This window comes from Rhizobium sp. N122 (genome assembly GCF_002211295.1).
Classification (GTDB): Bacteria; Pseudomonadota; Alphaproteobacteria; order Rhizobiales; family Rhizobiaceae; genus Rhizobium.
This window is the reverse complement of the sequence record NZ_LOKU01000006.1, coordinates 30197-46690: the sequence shown is the minus strand read 5'-3', so window position 1 is coordinate 46690 and position 16494 is coordinate 30197. Positions and strand designations below refer to the sequence as shown.

Sequence of the window (16494 nt, the reverse complement as noted above, 5' to 3'; positions counted from 1 at the left end):
GTTCAAGCTGACGGCCCTCCTCGCGGAGGGCCTTTTTATTTGTAAACCGGCGGAAAAGATGCCGTCGTCACGAGATCGCGTCGAGACCTTTGTCGAGAAGACGATCAAGCAGCTCCAACTCGGCTGCCGACAGTAGGACGCCCTCCGTCTCGGACTTTCGGCGGGCGGCGAAGCGGCGCTGCGACGGCAAGCGGGCGCCGCTGCCGACGATCGCCTCGAAAAGCAGCTCGGCGCGGGCGAAGGGATCGCCGGGGCGGCTGGCGGCAAAGGCCTGCGGCGACATCGCGATGATGAGTTCGCCGTGGAACGGGGCAAGTGTCGTCGTGCCGAGATAGTCGAGCACCTCGGGACTGGTGAGATCGCCGATCATGATGCCGGCGAGGAGTTCGATCATCGTGCCGATCGCCGATCCCTTGTGTCCGCCGAAGGGCAGCATGGCGCCCGCAAGGGCGGCTTCCGGATCGGTCGTCGGATTGCCGTCGGCATCGATCGCCCAGCCTTCGGGAAGCTGCTTGCCGGCGCGGCGGTGGAGCTCGATTTCTCCGCGGGCGGCGACGGAGGTGGCAAAGTCGAAGACGTAGGGCGACGTGTCCCTGCGCGGCCAGCCGAAGGCGAAGGGGTTCGTGCCGAGCAGCGGCTTGTTGCCGCCGGCGGGCGCGACGGTCGCATAGCTCGGGCACATGACGAGGCCGGCAAGGCCCTCTTTGGTCACCGCCTCCACCTCAGGCCAGAGCGCGGAGAAGTGGCTGCAATCGTTGATGACGAGGGCGGCAATGCCGAGCCTGCGGGTGCGTTCGGCCAGCGCCGGCAGACCGAGTTCGAAGGCCGCATTGGCAAAGCCGCCATTGGCGTTGACCTTGACGATGGCGGACCCTTCGTTGAGATCCAGTCCCGGTACGGCGTCCGGCTTCACCTTGCCTGATTTGACGGTGCGCAGCGCACCCTCGATACGGTAGATGCCGTGCGATTTGCAGGCGTCGCGCTCACCGGCAACGATGACGCGGGCAAGCGCGCCGGCCTGCGCGCTGTTGAGGCCGGCCTTGCGGAAGATGGCTTCGACACGGCTATGCAGGTCGACAATCGTCAAGGTGGTCATCGTCATGCTGCGCTTCTCCTCGGTGAGGATTTATGTTTATCCTGCATACATATAGTATGCAGGATAAATCAACGTCTGCAATTCGCTCGATGGCAAATTTGCCAGGACACTCCCGCCTTTCCTGGCTATTGTAGCATCATGATTATTTCGCTGCCGGAGAACCTAAAGCACTTCGTCGATCAGCAGGTCGTCGAGCAAGGCTATGCCACCTGTAGCGAATACGTATGCGAGTTGATCCGCCGCGACAGAGATCGACAGCGTTTGCGCGACCTCCTGCTTGAGGGTGCTTCATCCGAGACGACCGCGCCAGTCGATGCCAACTATTTCGACAATTTGCGCGACCACGCGTTGAGACAAGGGTTCAGGTGACCGCAAGATCAGATTCCACCGAATTCCCTTGCGATGTTCCATCATGAGGAGCGCAGCAAGGCGCTGATCTCGGCGCGTGACGGCATGGCGGGGGCCGTTCCCGGCCGGGTTACGGCGATTGCAGCGGTCGCTGAGCCGAAACGGACGGCCTCGATCGGCGTTTGTCCTTCGGAAATCGCCGTCGCGAAACCGCCGAGAAAGGCGTCCCCCGCCCCTGTGGTGTCGATGACATTTCCTGCCGAGAATGCAGGAACGAATTGGCTCTGATCGACGGTGTGATAATACGCGCCGCGTCCGCCAAGGGTGATGACCGCCGCCCGCGCCCCTCGATCCAGCAGGGCGCGGCCCGCCGCACGGACCTGCTCATCGGTTGTGATCGCATGGCCCACCAATTCGGCGGCTTCCACCTCATTGGGCACGATGAAATCGCACAGGCCGTAGATTTCGTCCGGAATGGCCCGCGCCGGCGCGGGGTTGAAGATTGTCGTGACCCCTGCCCTTTTCGCCATCGAGAGACCGTGCACGGCGGCCTCGAGCGGCTGTTCGAGCTGCGTCATGAAAATCGAGGCGCTTTCGATCGCCGCCCGGTTCGCATCGACGTCTTCGATGCCGATCAGGCCCGCGGCACCCGGCACGACAATAATGGCATTGTCGCCGCTCACTTCGTCGACGAAGATGAAGGCGGCGCCGCTGGAAACACCATCCATCTTCATCACATTGGCTTTGACGCCCGCCTGCGAATAGGCCGCAAGGGCCATATCGCCGAACGGGTCGTTGCCGACCCGTGAGATGAAGGTCACCTTGCCGCCGGCCTTTGCTGCGGCGATTGCCTGGTTGGAGCCCTTGCCTCCCGGCCCGAGCGTGAAACCCGACCCCATCAGCGTCTCGGCAATATGGGGCAGGCGCTTTGCCTTATAGGCGGTGTCGGCAGCAAAAATGCCGAGGATGACGATCCCGTTTTTCTCGTTCATTGCACGGCCTCCGCCGCCGGAATGACGCCCTTGGTCAAAAGGAAACATCCATAGAAGCGCAGTTCCCCCGTTGCGATGACGCAATAGGCCTTTTTGGCGATGTCGTAGAAGGCCATGCGTTCGACCGGATACATCGGCGATGGCTTGCCCTCGGCGCGATCGACGATCGCCTGGACTTCCTGCTGAATCGGGGGAATTTCATCCGGCTTGCCGATCACCTCCATGCGGCCCACCGACGGCTGGATCGGCGTGTCCAGCGGCAAGACCGAAAGAATCGCATCGATTGCCTGCGGCGCGGGAATGTTTTCCATGGTCAGCAGCGTTCCCAGGCGAGTCTGCCGGGCAATCGAATCCGACGGAAAATTCATGTCTGAGATGACGAGATAATCGCCGTGTCCCATATTGCAAAGTGCTTGAAGAATGTCGCCGTTGAGTTCGGCCCGAATTCCCTTGAGCATCGATCTTCCATCCTTTTCTCGTTGCCGGAGCACCGGCCTGCTTCAATTCGTATGGCCGGCGCTTTCCGCCTTGGGCTGCGGGCATGGGCCGCTCGAACCGCGCACGATCAGCGATCCGTCGACCATTTCATCCTCCGCACCCGGCGGTTCCGCCAAGAGAAGTCCGACCGCGCGCCGGGCCAGCATGTCGGCCGGCTGACGTATGGTCGTCAGCCTGGGAACGACGAGATTGGCGAGCGAAATATCGTCGAACCCTGTCACCGACAGTTTGCGCGGCACGTCGATCTTCAGGTCGCGCGCTGTGCGCAGCGCGCCGATGGCCTGCTGATCGCTGGCAGCCGCAATCGCCGTCGGCCGGTCCTGTGGCGGGCGCGAAAGCAGGTCGCGGGCAATTCTTTCCCCGGACTCGTAGTCGAACCTGCCATAGGCAATTTCCAGTTCAACCGGTTCGCCGGTCTTGCCGAAGCCGGCCATACGGCCGACAAAGCCCTCCTTGCGCGTGCGCCCCGCCTCGGTGTCAACCGGCCCGGCAATATAGGCGATGCGGCGGTGCCCGAGCCCGTAGAGATGGTCGGCAATCAGCGCGGCCGCCTGCGCATGGTTGGTCGACACCAGGGGAAAGGTGCCGAAGCGCCGGTCCAGCGAGATGATCGGCACCGATGCCGGCAGCTGGAGGCCTGAACCGTCGCTCGAAGCCACGACGATGATGCCGCGCACCGACCGGTGGAGGAAGGCTGAAACATGGCTCTGCTCCGCCTCGCGGTCGTCATGCGAGCTTGCCAGCATCAGGCTGTGCGCACGCTCGAGCGCCGCACGCTCGACGCTTGCCGCAAGCTGCGCGAAGAACGGATTGGTGATGTCGGGAACGATGAGGCCGATGACGTCGGTTCTGCTGGTGCGCAGCGCTCTCGCGGTGACGTTCGGGCGGTAACCGAGCGCTGAAATAGCGTCATTGACCTTTTCCCGCAGCATGGGTTTGACCGCGGCTTCGCCCGACAGCACACGCGAAACGGTGCCGACAGAGACGCCTGCATATTCGGCAACATCCTTGACTGTCGGCATCTTTGACATTTTCGACATCCCGCAGCTACTTGACGGCGCCCGCGGTCATCCCGGCGATGATGTGCTTTTCCAGGACGACGCCGACGACAACAAGCGGCAGGATGCCGGCGGTGGAAAGGGCAGCCATCGACCACCAGTTGATGCCCTGGCTGCCTGTCTGGCTGGCAATCATAACCGGCAGCGTGTTGGTATTGGTGGAGGTCAGCAGTGCAGCGAAGAAATATTCGTTCCAGCAAAGGATCAGCGCCAACAGGAAGGCGGCCACCATGCCCGGCAGAACGAGCGGTACGATGATGCGGGCAAAGGCGCCCCAGATCGACAGGCCGTCGACCAGGGCTGCCTCCTCGAGCTCCACCGGGATCGTGGCGAACTGATCGCGCATGATCCAGACGACGATCGGCAGGACCATCAGCGTGTAGACGGCGATCATGCCGGCATAAGTGTCGAGCAGCGCCAGCTCCTTATAGAGAACCAGGAACGGCAGGGCGAGGACGACCGGCGGCATGATCAGCTGCGACAGGAAGAAAAACGAAATGTCGGAATTGCGCATATGGCCGAACTTGTATGAAAAGCGGCTGAGGCCGTAGGCGGCCAGCGATCCGAGCACGACCGCAAGCGCGGATGCGGTAACGGAGATGATGACGCTGTTCCAGAGCCGGCGCATAAATTCGTCGCGCACCGTCGATACCTGGGAGATCGTATCGGGAGAGAGCCCGAGCGAGCGCCAGCCGAGCCAGTTAGGCGTAAAGTTGAACCAGGGAACCAGATTGCCGCGCATGACATCGGCGGCTGTTTTGAACGAGGTCGAAACCGTCCAGAACAGCGGGAAGATGCAGACACACGCCCAGGTGACGAGCAGGCCGTAGACGGCCAGACGCATGGCCCACCAGCGAATGCGCTGAGCCCGCCCGTATTTTTCGAAATCGATGCGAACCATCAGAGCCTTCCTGTCATCCGCTTCACGATACGGTCTGCGATCTTCATCAGCCCCGTCATCCCGAAGACGATGATCACCAGATAGACGAGCGCGAGCAAGGTACCGTATCCGACATTCGACCGGTCGCGGTATTCACGATAGATGAAACTGGTAACGGAGTCGGTCGCGCCGCCGGGTCCTCCCGACGTCACCGTGATAATGATGTCGGCGAGCTTGAGCTTGAAGATCACGCGGATCATCACCGCCGTCACCGAAACCGGCAGCATGAGCGGGAAAGTGACCTTCCAGAAGCGCTGCCATTTGGTGGCTCCATCGACTTCGGCCGCCTCCAGCACCTCCCTGGACAAGCCCTGCAATCCGGCAAGCAGCATGATCATCATGAAGGGAATGAAGGTCCAGGCATCCATGATCATGATCGACAGCTTCGCCGTCAGCGGATCGCCGAAAAAGGAGGGATTTTCCCAGCCAAGCCAGCGGGCAAAGCGCGCGATCGGGCCGAAACGGGTCTCCAGCATCGACTTGCCGACCATCCAGCTCACCGCGACCGGCGACAGCATCAAAGGGATGAGGAAGGTTACCCGCCAGAATTTTCGGGCGATAATTTCCTGGTTGAGGAGCAGCGCCAGCCCGAAGGCGATTGCATATTCGACCACGATCGCCAGGCAGTAAAGGACCATGTTCAGCAGGGCATTGGCATAGAACGGATCGGCAATCATCCGGCGCACATTGTCGAGCCCATTGAAGCGCCGCCCGGTCGAGGAGGCTAGGTTCCAATCGGAAAAGCCGATCCAGAGCGCAAAGAGCAGCGGGAAGACCACCATCGACACGACGAAAAGCGCGGCCGGCAAAACAAAAAGCGCCTTCTTGCCCGGCTCGCCGTAGATGACGACGCGCGTGACGCAAAGAACAGCGGCCCAGAGAAAATAGGCATAAAGAACCGGCCGCCAGTTCGCAAAACCCCAACCGGTCCAGCCGAGTTCATGCGCCCCCTGCAAGACAAAGGATGTGATGAACCATATGGCGCTCAGCCACAGAGCCGTGCGGCCCCAGAAACGACGGCTCGCGGAAATGGAGCCGGCTTCGACCGTGTGCAGCAGGTCGCCTTCGACTGTCGACATGATTTTCCTCGCCCGGACAGAATGGGCGCCGGCGAACCGCTTCCGGTCCGCCGGCGTATTGGTGTCAAACGATCAGAGCCCGAGGCTCGCCCGATAGAGTTTCAGCTGGCTGTCGCGGCCGATCTGGTCGGTGATCTTTTCCCAGGCGGCCGCAATCGCATCCGCGGTCTCCTGCGCCGACTTGTACTGTCCGGCAAAGCCCTTTGCCAATTCGTCCTCGGCGACGGAATAATATTGGAAGATACCGGGAATGCGCGGTTCGATGGCGGCGTTCGGGTGGTTGTAGCTGTCCGCGTTCGAACCCAGATAGTCCTCGATATAGGCGCGGTCGTAACCTGCCTTTTCCCATTCGTCGTAGTTGAAGTTGGACTGGCGATAGGGCTGGAAACCGGAGGGATAGGCCGACGTCCACAAGGACAGATCCTTGCCGCCGAGATGGGCGGCGGCGGACCAGGCCGCCTTGCGCTTCTTCTCGTCGCCGGAGACCTGCTTGGTGACATAGATGCCCCAGCCGAGATAGGCCATGTTGGGCGCTTCGTTATACTTGTCTTCCCATTGCCCGGTCTTGCGGTTGTAGACCCGGTTGGAGCCGCGGTTGATACCGAAGCCGACCACATCGCCGACGACCGACGAGTCCGAGGTGCGCGCGCTGGAGCCGACATCGCCCCACCACATCAGCATGGCGCCGGTGCCCGCCAGGAACTGCGAGAAGGCCGTCGTGCCGGGGTCGGCATTGATCTGATCGGCCGGATAGGCCTTGGCCGCGATCAGATCCAGGACGTCCTGGATCGCCTGGACCCATGCGGGGTTATTGACCAGCGGCTTCATGTTTTCGGGATCGAACAGCCAGGCCGGATCGCCGGGATATTTGGCATAGGCCGTCGCGCGGTTCTCGATGAAGTAGAAGCCGAAACCACCCCAACCTTTCAGCGGGTCGAGATAGCCGTAGGCCGGCTGGCCGGTCAGGGGATCAGTCTTGCCGATCAGCGCCTTGGAGGCCGCGTTGACCTCCTGCCAGGTCTTCGGCGGCTCGGCCATGCCGCTGATGGAGCCCTCTCCGAAGTAATCCTTGCGATAGGCGAAGGTGTGGCAGTCGCCGTCGATCGTGACGCGATAGGTCTTGCCGCCCCAAGTGCCGACCGGCGGCTTCAGGTAACTCACCAGGTCGTCGGCCTCGATCTGCTTCGCAGCCCAGTCCGGCATCTCGTCCAGCAGCCCGCGTCCGGCAGTATCGCCTTCGAACGGAGCGCCCATTTCCAGAATGTCGAAATCGACCGTGCCGGTCGCGATCGACTGCTGAAGGCGGGCGTTGTAGTCGGCTTGCGCAAGGTCGATCCAGTTGATCTTGGCGCCGGTATAAGCCTCCCAGGGCTTCAGGAAGCCGCGGAACAGGAAGTTGTGCAGGTTTTGATTGTTGAGCCCCATGAAGGTCAGCTCGACACCGGCAAATTCGCCCTGCTTGACGTTGGCCTTGGTTGGGCCGAGGCAGAGTTCGCCGACCTTCTGCCAGTCCGCGTCCGTTGGCGAGCCCTTGCCGACGCCCGGTATCTGCAGGATCTGGGCGCGCAGATCATCGGCGGCGAACGCCATGCCGGGAATTCCGCCTACCGCGCCGGATAGACCGAGCAGAGCCGCAGCACTCGCCGTTCCGCGCAGGACGTCGCGGCGACTCGCCTGACGGCGCATCAATGCATCGTATATTTCGACTTTCATACTTTCCTCCTCCACGTTTTTGCGCTGCCGCCAGCCCATCTTTCCGGATTGGCTCCGGTCCGATTTTCGCACTGGTCTCGTGCAGAACTATCTGGTAAACAAAAAAATGAAACGTTTCATATTGATGTTCGAAACCGCTCCTCTCGGCCTCGCCAGCGAGAATTAGACGGCAAGCGGCAAAAGTCAACAAGAAATGAAACGTTTCATGGAGGAGGTCCGATAGTATCTTCGAGCAGCGGCAGAGCGCGGTTTCGCCAGGCCTCATGCCTTGGATATTGTCGAGAGATGCATATCTCCGGGGACTGCCGGGGGAGCTGGGAAAGCGAGTGGGAGGCATATGGCTGAGGTCAACATTTCAGAGGCGCGCAAGGCCTATGGCGCCGTAAATATCTTGCACGGTGTCGATATCGACATTCGCGACGGCGAGTTTGTGGTGCTCGTCGGCCCGTCCGGTTGCGGCAAATCGACATTGCTGCGCATGGTCGCGGGGCTCGAAAGCATCACCGGCGGCACCATCTCGATCGGCGGAAAGGTCGTCAACAATCTGCCGCCGAAGGATCGCGACATCGCCATGGTCTTTCAGAGCTATGCGCTCTATCCGCATAAAACCGTTGCCGAAAACATGGTCTTTGCGCTCCGTCTGCAGAAGCAGTCTGCCGATATCATCAAACAACGGCTGCAGGCGGCGGCCGAAACGCTTGACCTCGTGCCCTATCTCGACCGCTATCCGCGCCAGCTTTCGGGCGGCCAGCGCCAGCGCGTGGCGATGGGACGCGCGATCGTCCGATCGCCGCAGGTCTTCCTGTTCGACGAGCCCTTGTCGAACCTCGACGCCAAGCTGCGCGTGCAGATGCGCAAGGAGATCAAGGAACTGCACCAGCGGCTGAGAACCACGACGATCTATGTCACCCATGACCAGGTCGAAGCGATGACCATGGCCGACAAGATCGTGGTCATGCAGGGCGGCAAGGTCGAACAGATCGGCACGCCGCTGGAACTCTACGATCGTCCCCGAAATACATTCGTTGCGGCCTTTATCGGCTCACCGTCGATGAATCTGCTGAAGGGCCGCTACAAGGCCGATGGTGCGATCTTCGTCACCGAGACCGGCGACGAGATCGCGCTCGGCTTTAACCCGCAGGCGTCCGACGGGCAGGCCGTGCTTCTCGGCGTGCGGCCCGAGCACTTGTCGCTCAGCCCAAGCGGCCTCGACACGACCGTCAGCGTCACCGAACCCACCGGCCATGAGACGATGGTCTTCCTGCGCTACGGGTCCGGCGAGCTTGTCGCGGTGCTGTCCGACCGTCACGATTTTAAACCGGGGCAGGTCGCGACGATCGCCGCTCGGCCAGGAAAGCTTCATCTTTTCGATGCGGAATCCGGCAAGACATTGCGACCGGATTGAGCGGGCATCGCTTCAAAGGAGCCGCGAGGAGCGGGTCTGAAAGATCGCGACGGGCTTTAGCGGCGGCTCAGTTCAATTTCAGCTGCAAAATCAATTGTGCTGGAAGATCGTTGGCTATTGTCGACCCGTCGGTTTGGGCAAAGGCCATTTCGCCCTCCTGCCATGCATCATATTCCATGTCGATCCGTATCCCGCCGCGCTCAAGGACAGCCCAGGAGAAATCGAGGCCGCCACCCTTTCGGACGGACCAGCCGGCAGCCCCCAGCGTTTCGATGACCGCTCGCCAGCTTTCTTCCGATAGGCCGGAAAGACAAATCCGATCAGACATGCCCTCTTTCATCCCACAACGAGACAGGCTCCAAGTGGAATATCGGGGTCACGAGCCTCGAACCCATCCACCCGGATATGTAGGCCAATACAGCCCGAATCGCTACGCACTCGATTTGGAGTAGAGACCAAGGTTGTTGCCGACGGCGAATCCGCAACCCTGATAAAATTTCGACAAAGCACCGTCCCGCTGTGAGACCAACCAGACGCTGTTGCATCCTTCGGCCTTTGCTGTTTCGGAAACTGCCGACAGCAGCGCCGTCCCTATTCCCCGACCCTGCGCTTCAGGCAGCACCGAAAGCTCATCCAGATAGATGACCGGACCGGCATGGCGCCGCTGCCGTATGCCCAGCGCGATCCCCAGCACCTTGCCTCCGTCAATGGCCGCAAGGGCAATGGATTTGGGCGTTTCGAGCACGTTGTTTACATTTTCAATCGCCGCTTCAAGCGACCAATTCTCGTTCCACGGCGGTCCCGCATAGGCATTGACCAGCACACCGGCGGCGCCACTGAGATGTTCTCGCATAAGACGTTCAATCCGAAACGACATAATCCACCTGACGTTGAGTGAACTGACATTTGCCGCAGTTCGGCCAGTAACGCAACAGGCTCCGAGACGGGACGATATAAGCGGAACGACAAAGCTGTAAGCTTGACACGATCCGGGACGGCGCTTTACGACTATCGGCATTCACCAGGGGGGTCCCGGCAAGGGGCTGAGATACTGCTGGACAATCAGGCTTAGCCTGTTGTGGCGCAGTGACCCGTTGAACCTGATCCAGTTCATACTGGCGTAGGGACGGTGCAAGCGCTCGAAGGTTTCGGATTCACGCGTGGAATCTGTGCCGGCGTCTTTCCATCATTCCGGCTGATTGACTGGGTCTCCAACTTACAACTTGGAGCCTCAAACCATGACCATTGCCGCAAAAAACCTCACCCCGACCGTCACCACCGGCCCGCTGCCGGCTTCGCGGAAGATCCATGTTCCAGGAGATATCCACAGTGATATCCGGGTGCCGATGCGCGAAATCAGCGTCCATCCGACCGCCGGCGAGCCGCCTGTCGTCGTCTATGATTCCTCCGGCCCCTACACGATCGACGGCGCCGAGATCCGTATCGAGCAGGGTCTGCCCCCATTGCGCCGAGACTGGGTGCTGGCCCGCGGCGATGTCGAAGCCTATGACGGCCGCCATGTGCGCCCCGAAGATAACGGCTTCGTCAGCGGCGACCGGCTGACGCCGGAATTCCCGGGGCGGCGCCGGCCGCTGCGCGCCAAAGACGGGAAAGCCGTCACACAGCTTGCCTATGCACGGGCCGGCATCATCACGCCGGAGATGGAGTTCATCGCCATTCGCGAGAATCTCGGCCGCAAGGCCAAGGCGGAAGCGCTGGTGCGTGACGGCGAGAGCTTCGGCGCCGATATTCCCGATCATGTGACGCCGGAATTCGTCCGCCGGGAAGTGGGCGCCGGCCGGGCGATCATCCCCGCCAACATCAACCACCCCGAAAGCGAACCGATGATCATCGGCCGAAATTTTCTGGTGAAGATCAACGCCAATATCGGTAATTCCGCCGTCACCTCGTCGATGGCCGAAGAAGTCGAGAAGATGGTTTGGGCTGCCCGCTGGGGCGCCGATACGGTCATGGATCTTTCGACCGGCCGCAACATTCACAATATCCGCGAATGGATCATCCGCAATTCGCCGCTGCCGATCGGCACGGTGCCGCTTTATCAGGCGCTGGAAAAGGTCGGCGGCGTCGCCGAGGATCTCACCTGGGAAATCTATCGCGATACGCTGATCGAGCAGGCCGAACAGGGCGTCGACTATTTCACCATCCATGCCGGCGTGCGGCTGCATTACATCCCGCTCACCGTCAACCGCGTCACCGGCATCGTCTCGCGCGGCGGTTCGATTATGGCCAAGTGGTGCCTGCATCATCACCGTGAGAGCTTCCTCTACGAGCATTTCGAGGAGATCTGCGAGATTTGCCGGGCCTATGACGTCTCCTTCTCGCTCGGCGACGGCCTTCGCCCCGGCTCAATCGCCGATGCCAATGATGCAGCCCAATTTGCCGAACTCGAAACGCTCGGCGAGCTGACGAAAATCGCCTGGGCCAGGGATTGCCAGGTGATGATCGAGGGGCCCGGCCATGTGCCGATGCACAAGATCAAGGAAAATATGGACAAGCAGCTCGCCGTCTGCGGCGAGGCGCCCTTCTACACGCTGGGGCCGCTGACGACCGATATCGCCCCCGGCTACGACCACATCACCTCCGGCATCGGTGCGGCGATGATCGGCTGGTTCGGCACGGCCATGCTCTGCTACGTCACCCCGAAGGAGCATCTCGGCCTGCCTGACCGCAGCGACGTCAAGACCGGCGTCATCACCTACAAGATCGCCGCCCATGCCGCCGACCTTGCCAAGGGCCATCCCGCGGCGCGCCTTCGCGACGACGCGCTGTCGCGCGCACGTTTCGAATTCCGCTGGGAAGACCAGTTCAACCTCTCCCTCGACCCGGAGACGGCCCGCTCCTTCCACGATGAGACGCTTCCGAAGGAAGCGCACAAGGTGGCGCATTTCTGTTCGATGTGCGGCCCGAAATTCTGCTCGATGCGCATATCGCATGACATCCGCGCCGAAGCGCAGAAGGAGGGGCTGGACGCGATGGCGGCGAAATACCGGGAGGGCGGCGATCTCTATGTGCCGATCGAGACCTCCGCGCACGGGGCGGACTGACATGCGCGTGCTTGTCAAAGGGGCCGGCGTCGCCGGCCTCACCGTCGCCCGCGAGCTGCATGCCCGCGGTGCCGACGTCACGGTCTTCGACCCGCACCCGAACTTCGCTCATGCGGCTTCCTGGCTCGCCGGCGGCATGCTGGCGCCCTGGTGCGAGCGGGAAAGCGCCGATGAGGCGGTGCTGACGCGCGGCCTCGATTCCGCCGATCGCTGGGAAGCGATCCTGCCGGGCAGCACCGTCCGCAACGGCACGCTCGTCGTCGCCTCGACGCGCGACCATGGCGAGCTGAAGCGATTTGCCGGCCGCACGACCGGTTATCAATGGGTTGAGGAGAACGATATCGCCGCCCTTGAGCCCGCGCTCGCCAGCCGTTTCAGGCACGGCCTGTTCTTCCCACGCGAGGCGCATCTGGACCCGCGCCAGGCGCTGCGCGCGCTGAAAGAGCAACTGGCGGCAAACGGCGCCACCTTTACCGACGCAGCGCCGGACGACGACGATTTCTCCGATATCGTCGACTGCACAGGTGCTGCCCGCATCGGGCGAGAGCGCGATCTGCGCGGCGTCCGCGGCGAAATGCTCTATCTCCAGACCGAAGAGGTCACCCTCGCCCGGCCGGTCCGCCTGCTGCATCCGCGTTTTCCCGTCTATATCGTTCCCCGCGGCAACGGCCTTTTCATGATCGGCGCGACGATGATCGAGACCGATTCTGACGGCCCGATCACCGCACGTTCGCTGATGGAACTGCTGAACACGGCCTATGCGCTGCACCCGGCCTTTGCCGACGCCGCCGTCGTCGAAACCGGCGCCGGCATTCGCCCTGCCCTGCCCGACAATCTTCCGCGCGTGGTGCGGGAGGGGAAGATCGTCGTTTTCAACGGCCTCTATCGCCACGGTTTTCTGCTGGCGCCGACCATGGCGGCCGAAGCCGCGGATCTCGTTTTTTCCCAACAGCCGAAGCAAAGGAACACCCAATGCAACTGATCATCAATGGCGAAGCCCAGACGATCGCCGCCACAACGCTTTTGCAGCTTCTGGCCGCGCTCGACTACGAAGGCGACTGGCTGGCGACCGCCGTCAATGGCGAACTGGTCCATCGCGAGGATCGCGGCCAGCATATGCTGAACGATCATGACCGGATCGAAATCCTGACCCCGATGCAGGGAGGCTGAGCATGCTTGATCTTTACGGACGTCAAATCGCATCACGCCTTCTTCTCGGCACCGCCCGTTACCCCTCACCCGCCATCCTCGCCGAAGCCATCACGCGCTCTAAAACGGAGATCGTCACCGTATCGCTGCGCCGCGAAATGGCGGGCGGGCGCAATGGCGGCGCTTTCTTCGACATGATCCGAGCGCTCGGCGTTCACGTTCTTCCCAACACGGCCGGCTGCCACGGCGTCTCCGAGGCGGTGCTGACGGCAAAGATGGCCCGAGAAATCTTTCGAACCAACTGGATCAAGCTGGAGGTGATCGGCAATCACGACACGCTGCAGCCGGATGTTTTCGCGCTCGTGGAAGCGGCGCGCATCCTCACCGGCGAGGGTTTCGAGGTCTTTCCCTACACGACCGACGATCTGGTCGTCGCCGAGCGCCTCGTCGACGCCGGCTGCCGGGTGCTGATGCCCTGGTGCGCGCCGATCGGATCTGCGGCCGGCCCTCAAAACCTCGCCGCACTTCGATCGATGCGGGCGCATTTTGCAGACGTGCCGCTGATCGTGGATGCCGGCATTGGCCGGCCTTCGCATGCGGCCATCGTCATGGAGCTGGGTTTCGATGCCGTGCTGCTGAACACCGCGGTTGCCGGCGCCGGCGACCCGGCCGCGATGGCGGAGGCCTTTGCCAAGGCAATCGATGCCGGCAGGCAGGCGTTCGGCGCCGGCATGCTGGAGCCGCGCGACATGGCCGTGCCCTCGACACCGGTGATCGGAAAGGCGGTGTTTGCATGAAGGTCGATCGTTCCTGATTGCCGGCGACATCGCCCGGCATCGGAATTGCTCTCGACCTCAAAGGCTACCGGGCAACCCCGCCTGCAAGACCGGCTGCGATCAAACATTGTAAGTGTATCGGTTGAAATCGGCTGGCAGGCGAGTCCACGGGCTCGCCCGTGCGGCCCGTATTTATCGCTTTCCTTCGCCGACAATGCGGCAGAAACCGCGCCCAGCTGGCCCGCCTCAAAGGGCGTGCGACGCTTCCATGGCAATTTATTGCGTGTCTCAGCCCGACGCTTTCTTAGAGTGGCGGTCGATCGACAGGGAAAGCCATGACACCGTTGCAACTGAAGCTGAAACCAGAACGCCGCACGCTTGCCATTACCTGGGAAGGCGGCGACATCTCCCTTCTTCCTGCCTCTGAATTGCGCCGCCGCAGCCGCGCCGCCCAAGCGGTGCGGGCGTCCCTCGACGGGCGCGAGACAAGCTTCGACAATGTCACGGTGACGGGCATTGAGCCGATCGGCTCCTATGCCGTCAGGCTGGTTTTCTCGGACGGGCATGATCGGGGGATCTACCCCTGGCAATACCTGCGCGAAATCGCCGATTCATTGGCTTGAGGAATGATGCATGGATAATTTTGTAGAGGGCCTCTCCGAGGTCGCATGCGACGTGCTGGTGATCGGCGGCGGCACGGCCGGGCCGATGGCGGCGCTCAAGGCAAAACAGCGCAATCCCAACTTGAACGTCGTCCTGCTCGAGAAGGCCAACGTCAAGCGCTCGGGCGCGATCTCCATGGGCATGGACGGGCTGAACAATGCCGTCGTTCCAGGCTATGCGACGCCGGAGCAATACACCAAGGAAATCACCATCGCCAATGACGGCATCGTCGATCAGGCGCCGGTCTATAAATATGCCTCGCGATGCTACGAAATCATCGAGGAGCTGGACCGTTTTGGCATCCGCTTCCAGAAGAACGCCAATGGCGATTTCGACCTCAAGAAGGTGCACCACCTCGGCACCTATGTCCTGCCGATGCCGAATGGAGACACCGTCAAGAAGGCGCTCTATCGGCAGCTGCGCCGCGAGCGCATCCTCATCTCCAACCGCTATATGGCGACGCGGCTCCTGACGGCGAAGGACGGCAGGATTGCCGGGGCGATCGCCGTCAACACACGCTCGGGGGAGTTTCTCGTTCTGCGCGCCAAGACGGTGATTCTCTGCATGGGAGCGGCGGGACGGCTCGGCCTGCCGCACTCCGGCTATCTCTTCGGCACCTATGAGAACCCGACCAACTCAGGCGACGGTTATGCCATGGCCTATCATGCGGGTGCAGCACTCGCGAACCTCGAATGTTATCAGATCAATCCGCTGATCAAAGACTATAACGGCCCGGCCTGCGCCTATGTCGCCGGCCCCTTCGGCGCCTATACCGCCAACAGCGAAGGCAACCGCTTCATCGAAAGCGACTACTGGTCCGGTCAGATGATGCAGGAATTCTACAACGAGCTGCAGTCCGGCAAAGGGCCGGTCTTCCTGAAGCTCAATCACCTGCATCACGATACGGTCGGCGAGATCGAGCAGATCCTGCACAAGGTCGAGCGCCCCTCACGCGGACGCTTCCATGAGGCGCGCGGCACCGATTACCGCGAAAAGATGATCGAGATGCACATCTCCGAAATCGGCTTCTGTTCCGGCCACAGCGCCTCCGGGGTCTTCGTCGACGAATTCGCGCGCACGACGGTCGAAGGCCTCTATGCAGCGGGCGACATGGCGAATGTGCCGCATAACTATATGCTCGGCGCTTTCACCAACGGCGCCGTCGCGGGAGAGCATGCAGCCGACGTCGCCGCCGAGACCGAACTTCCCGACTATGATCGCGAATTCGTCGCACGCGAGCGCGAACGCGTGCTGGCGCCGACACGGCGCGACGACGGCATTCCGCCCAACCAGCTCGAATACAAGGCGCGCCGCCTGGTCAACGACTATCTGCAGCCGCCGAAGGTGACGGCCAAGATGCGGATCGGCCAGCAGCGGCTCAGCGAAGTCCGCGACGATCTTGAGACTGCGCTGGTCGCCCGCGACGCGCATGAACTGATGCGGGCGCTCGAAGTCTCGTCCATCCTCGATTGCGCCGAGATGGCCGCCCATGCCTCGCTGTTCCGCACCGAGAGCCGCTGGGGCCTGTACCACAACCGCGTCGACTATCCGGAGAAAGACGACGACAACTGGTTCTGCCACACGCTTCTCAGGAAGATCGACGGCCGGATGGTTTCGGAGAAGCGCAAGGTAGAGCCCTATGTCGTTCCGATCGAGACCGAGGAACGGACGGCCTACGACCGTCTGCGTGTTCAAAAGCAAGCCTGACAGGA

17 protein-coding genes and 1 riboswitch are annotated in these 16494 nt (G+C 61.9%); of the genes, 8 read left to right on the top strand and 9 right to left on the bottom strand.

All coding sequences use genetic code 11. The features are described from left to right. Window positions 1-67: 67 nt before the first annotated feature. Window positions 68-1102 (bottom strand): Ldh family oxidoreductase, encoded by a 1035-nt coding sequence (locus tag ATY75_RS05970; RefSeq protein WP_088936815.1) that lies wholly within the window; start codon window positions 1100-1102, stop codon window positions 68-70. A gap of 132 nt (window positions 1103-1234) precedes the next feature. Here ATY75_RS05970 and ATY75_RS05965 point away from each other — a divergent pair, with 132 nt between their 5' ends. Next, a complete protein-coding gene (locus ATY75_RS05965) occupies window positions 1235-1465 on the top strand; it encodes a CopG family transcriptional regulator (protein ID WP_088936814.1) in 231 nt (76 codons plus the stop codon). Between the two features lie 41 nt (window positions 1466-1506). On the opposite strand, the gene rbsK is transcribed toward ATY75_RS05965, so the two are convergent. From rbsK to ATY75_RS05935, 6 genes are all read right to left on the bottom strand, one after another. After that, a complete protein-coding gene (gene rbsK, locus ATY75_RS05960) occupies window positions 1507-2436 on the bottom strand; it encodes a ribokinase (protein ID WP_088936813.1) in 930 nt (309 codons plus the stop codon). Further along, the gene (locus ATY75_RS05955) at window positions 2433-2894 is read right to left on the bottom strand and encodes an RbsD/FucU domain-containing protein (protein ID WP_088936812.1); all 462 of its coding nucleotides are present in this window, start codon (window positions 2892-2894) and stop codon (window positions 2433-2435) included. Before ATY75_RS05955 ends, rbsK begins: the two co-directional genes overlap by 4 nt. Before the next feature lie 42 nt (window positions 2895-2936). Then, window positions 2937-3965 carry a LacI family DNA-binding transcriptional regulator gene (locus ATY75_RS05950; protein ID WP_088936913.1) on the bottom strand — a complete coding sequence of 343 codons (1029 nt, stop codon included), beginning with the start codon at window positions 3963-3965 and terminating at the stop codon, window positions 2937-2939. A 16-nt stretch (window positions 3966-3981) separates the two neighbouring features. Further along, the gene (locus tag ATY75_RS05945) at window positions 3982-4893 is read right to left on the bottom strand and encodes a carbohydrate ABC transporter permease (RefSeq protein ID WP_088936811.1); all 912 of its coding nucleotides are present in this window, start codon (window positions 4891-4893) and stop codon (window positions 3982-3984) included. Further along, window positions 4893-6011: a sugar ABC transporter permease gene (locus ATY75_RS05940; RefSeq protein ID WP_088936810.1), complete on the bottom strand. Its 1119-nt coding sequence runs from the start codon at window positions 6009-6011 to the stop codon at window positions 4893-4895. The genes ATY75_RS05945 and ATY75_RS05940 overlap by 1 nt, the downstream gene beginning before the upstream one ends. Before the next feature lie 72 nt (window positions 6012-6083). Then, window positions 6084-7724 (bottom strand): extracellular solute-binding protein, encoded by a 1641-nt coding sequence (locus ATY75_RS05935; RefSeq protein ID WP_064842313.1) that lies wholly within the window; start codon window positions 7722-7724, stop codon window positions 6084-6086. Between the two features lie 337 nt (window positions 7725-8061). On the opposite strand from ATY75_RS05935, the gene ugpC reads away from it, so the two are divergent. Beyond that, complete coding sequence (ugpC, locus tag ATY75_RS05930; protein WP_088936809.1) at window positions 8062-9129, top strand: sn-glycerol-3-phosphate ABC transporter ATP-binding protein UgpC; 1068 nt, start codon at window positions 8062-8064, stop codon at window positions 9127-9129. Window positions 9130-9196: 67 nt separating this feature from the next. On the opposite strand, the gene ATY75_RS05925 is transcribed toward ugpC, so the two are convergent. After that, window positions 9197-9469 carry a hypothetical protein gene (locus ATY75_RS05925; RefSeq protein ID WP_143535268.1) on the bottom strand — a complete coding sequence of 91 codons (273 nt, stop codon included), beginning with the start codon at window positions 9467-9469 and terminating at the stop codon, window positions 9197-9199. A 90-nt stretch (window positions 9470-9559) separates the two neighbouring features. Beyond that, window positions 9560-10006 carry a GNAT family N-acetyltransferase gene (locus ATY75_RS05920; protein WP_088936807.1) on the bottom strand — a complete coding sequence of 149 codons (447 nt, stop codon included), beginning with the start codon at window positions 10004-10006 and terminating at the stop codon, window positions 9560-9562. Between the two features lie 136 nt (window positions 10007-10142). After that, a riboswitch (TPP riboswitch) is annotated at window positions 10143-10274 on the top strand. A 93-nt stretch (window positions 10275-10367) separates the two neighbouring features. On the opposite strand from ATY75_RS05920, the gene thiC reads away from it, so the two are divergent. From thiC to ATY75_RS05890, 6 genes are all read left to right on the top strand, one after another. Continuing rightward, window positions 10368-12194, top strand: a complete 1827-nt coding sequence (gene thiC, locus ATY75_RS05915; RefSeq protein WP_088936806.1) for a phosphomethylpyrimidine synthase ThiC — start codon at window positions 10368-10370, stop codon at window positions 12192-12194. A gap of 1 nt (window position 12195) precedes the next feature. Then, window positions 12196-13176 carry a glycine oxidase ThiO gene (gene thiO / locus ATY75_RS05910; protein ID WP_088936805.1) on the top strand — a complete coding sequence of 327 codons (981 nt, stop codon included), beginning with the start codon at window positions 12196-12198 and terminating at the stop codon, window positions 13174-13176. Further along, a complete protein-coding gene (gene thiS / locus ATY75_RS05905) occupies window positions 13167-13364 on the top strand; it encodes a sulfur carrier protein ThiS (protein WP_064841986.1) in 198 nt (65 codons plus the stop codon). The genes thiO and thiS overlap by 10 nt, the downstream gene beginning before the upstream one ends. 2 nt (window positions 13365-13366) lie before the next feature. Continuing rightward, a complete protein-coding gene (locus tag ATY75_RS05900; RefSeq protein ID WP_088936804.1) occupies window positions 13367-14140 on the top strand; it encodes a thiazole synthase in 774 nt (257 codons plus the stop codon). Between the two features lie 314 nt (window positions 14141-14454). Further along, window positions 14455-14742: a DUF971 domain-containing protein gene (locus ATY75_RS05895; RefSeq protein WP_064841982.1), complete on the top strand. Its 288-nt coding sequence runs from the start codon at window positions 14455-14457 to the stop codon at window positions 14740-14742. A 10-nt stretch (window positions 14743-14752) separates the two neighbouring features. Further along, a complete protein-coding gene (locus ATY75_RS05890) occupies window positions 14753-16489 on the top strand; it encodes a fumarate reductase/succinate dehydrogenase flavoprotein subunit (RefSeq protein WP_088936803.1) in 1737 nt (578 codons plus the stop codon). The last annotated feature ends 5 nt before the right edge of the window (window positions 16490-16494 follow it).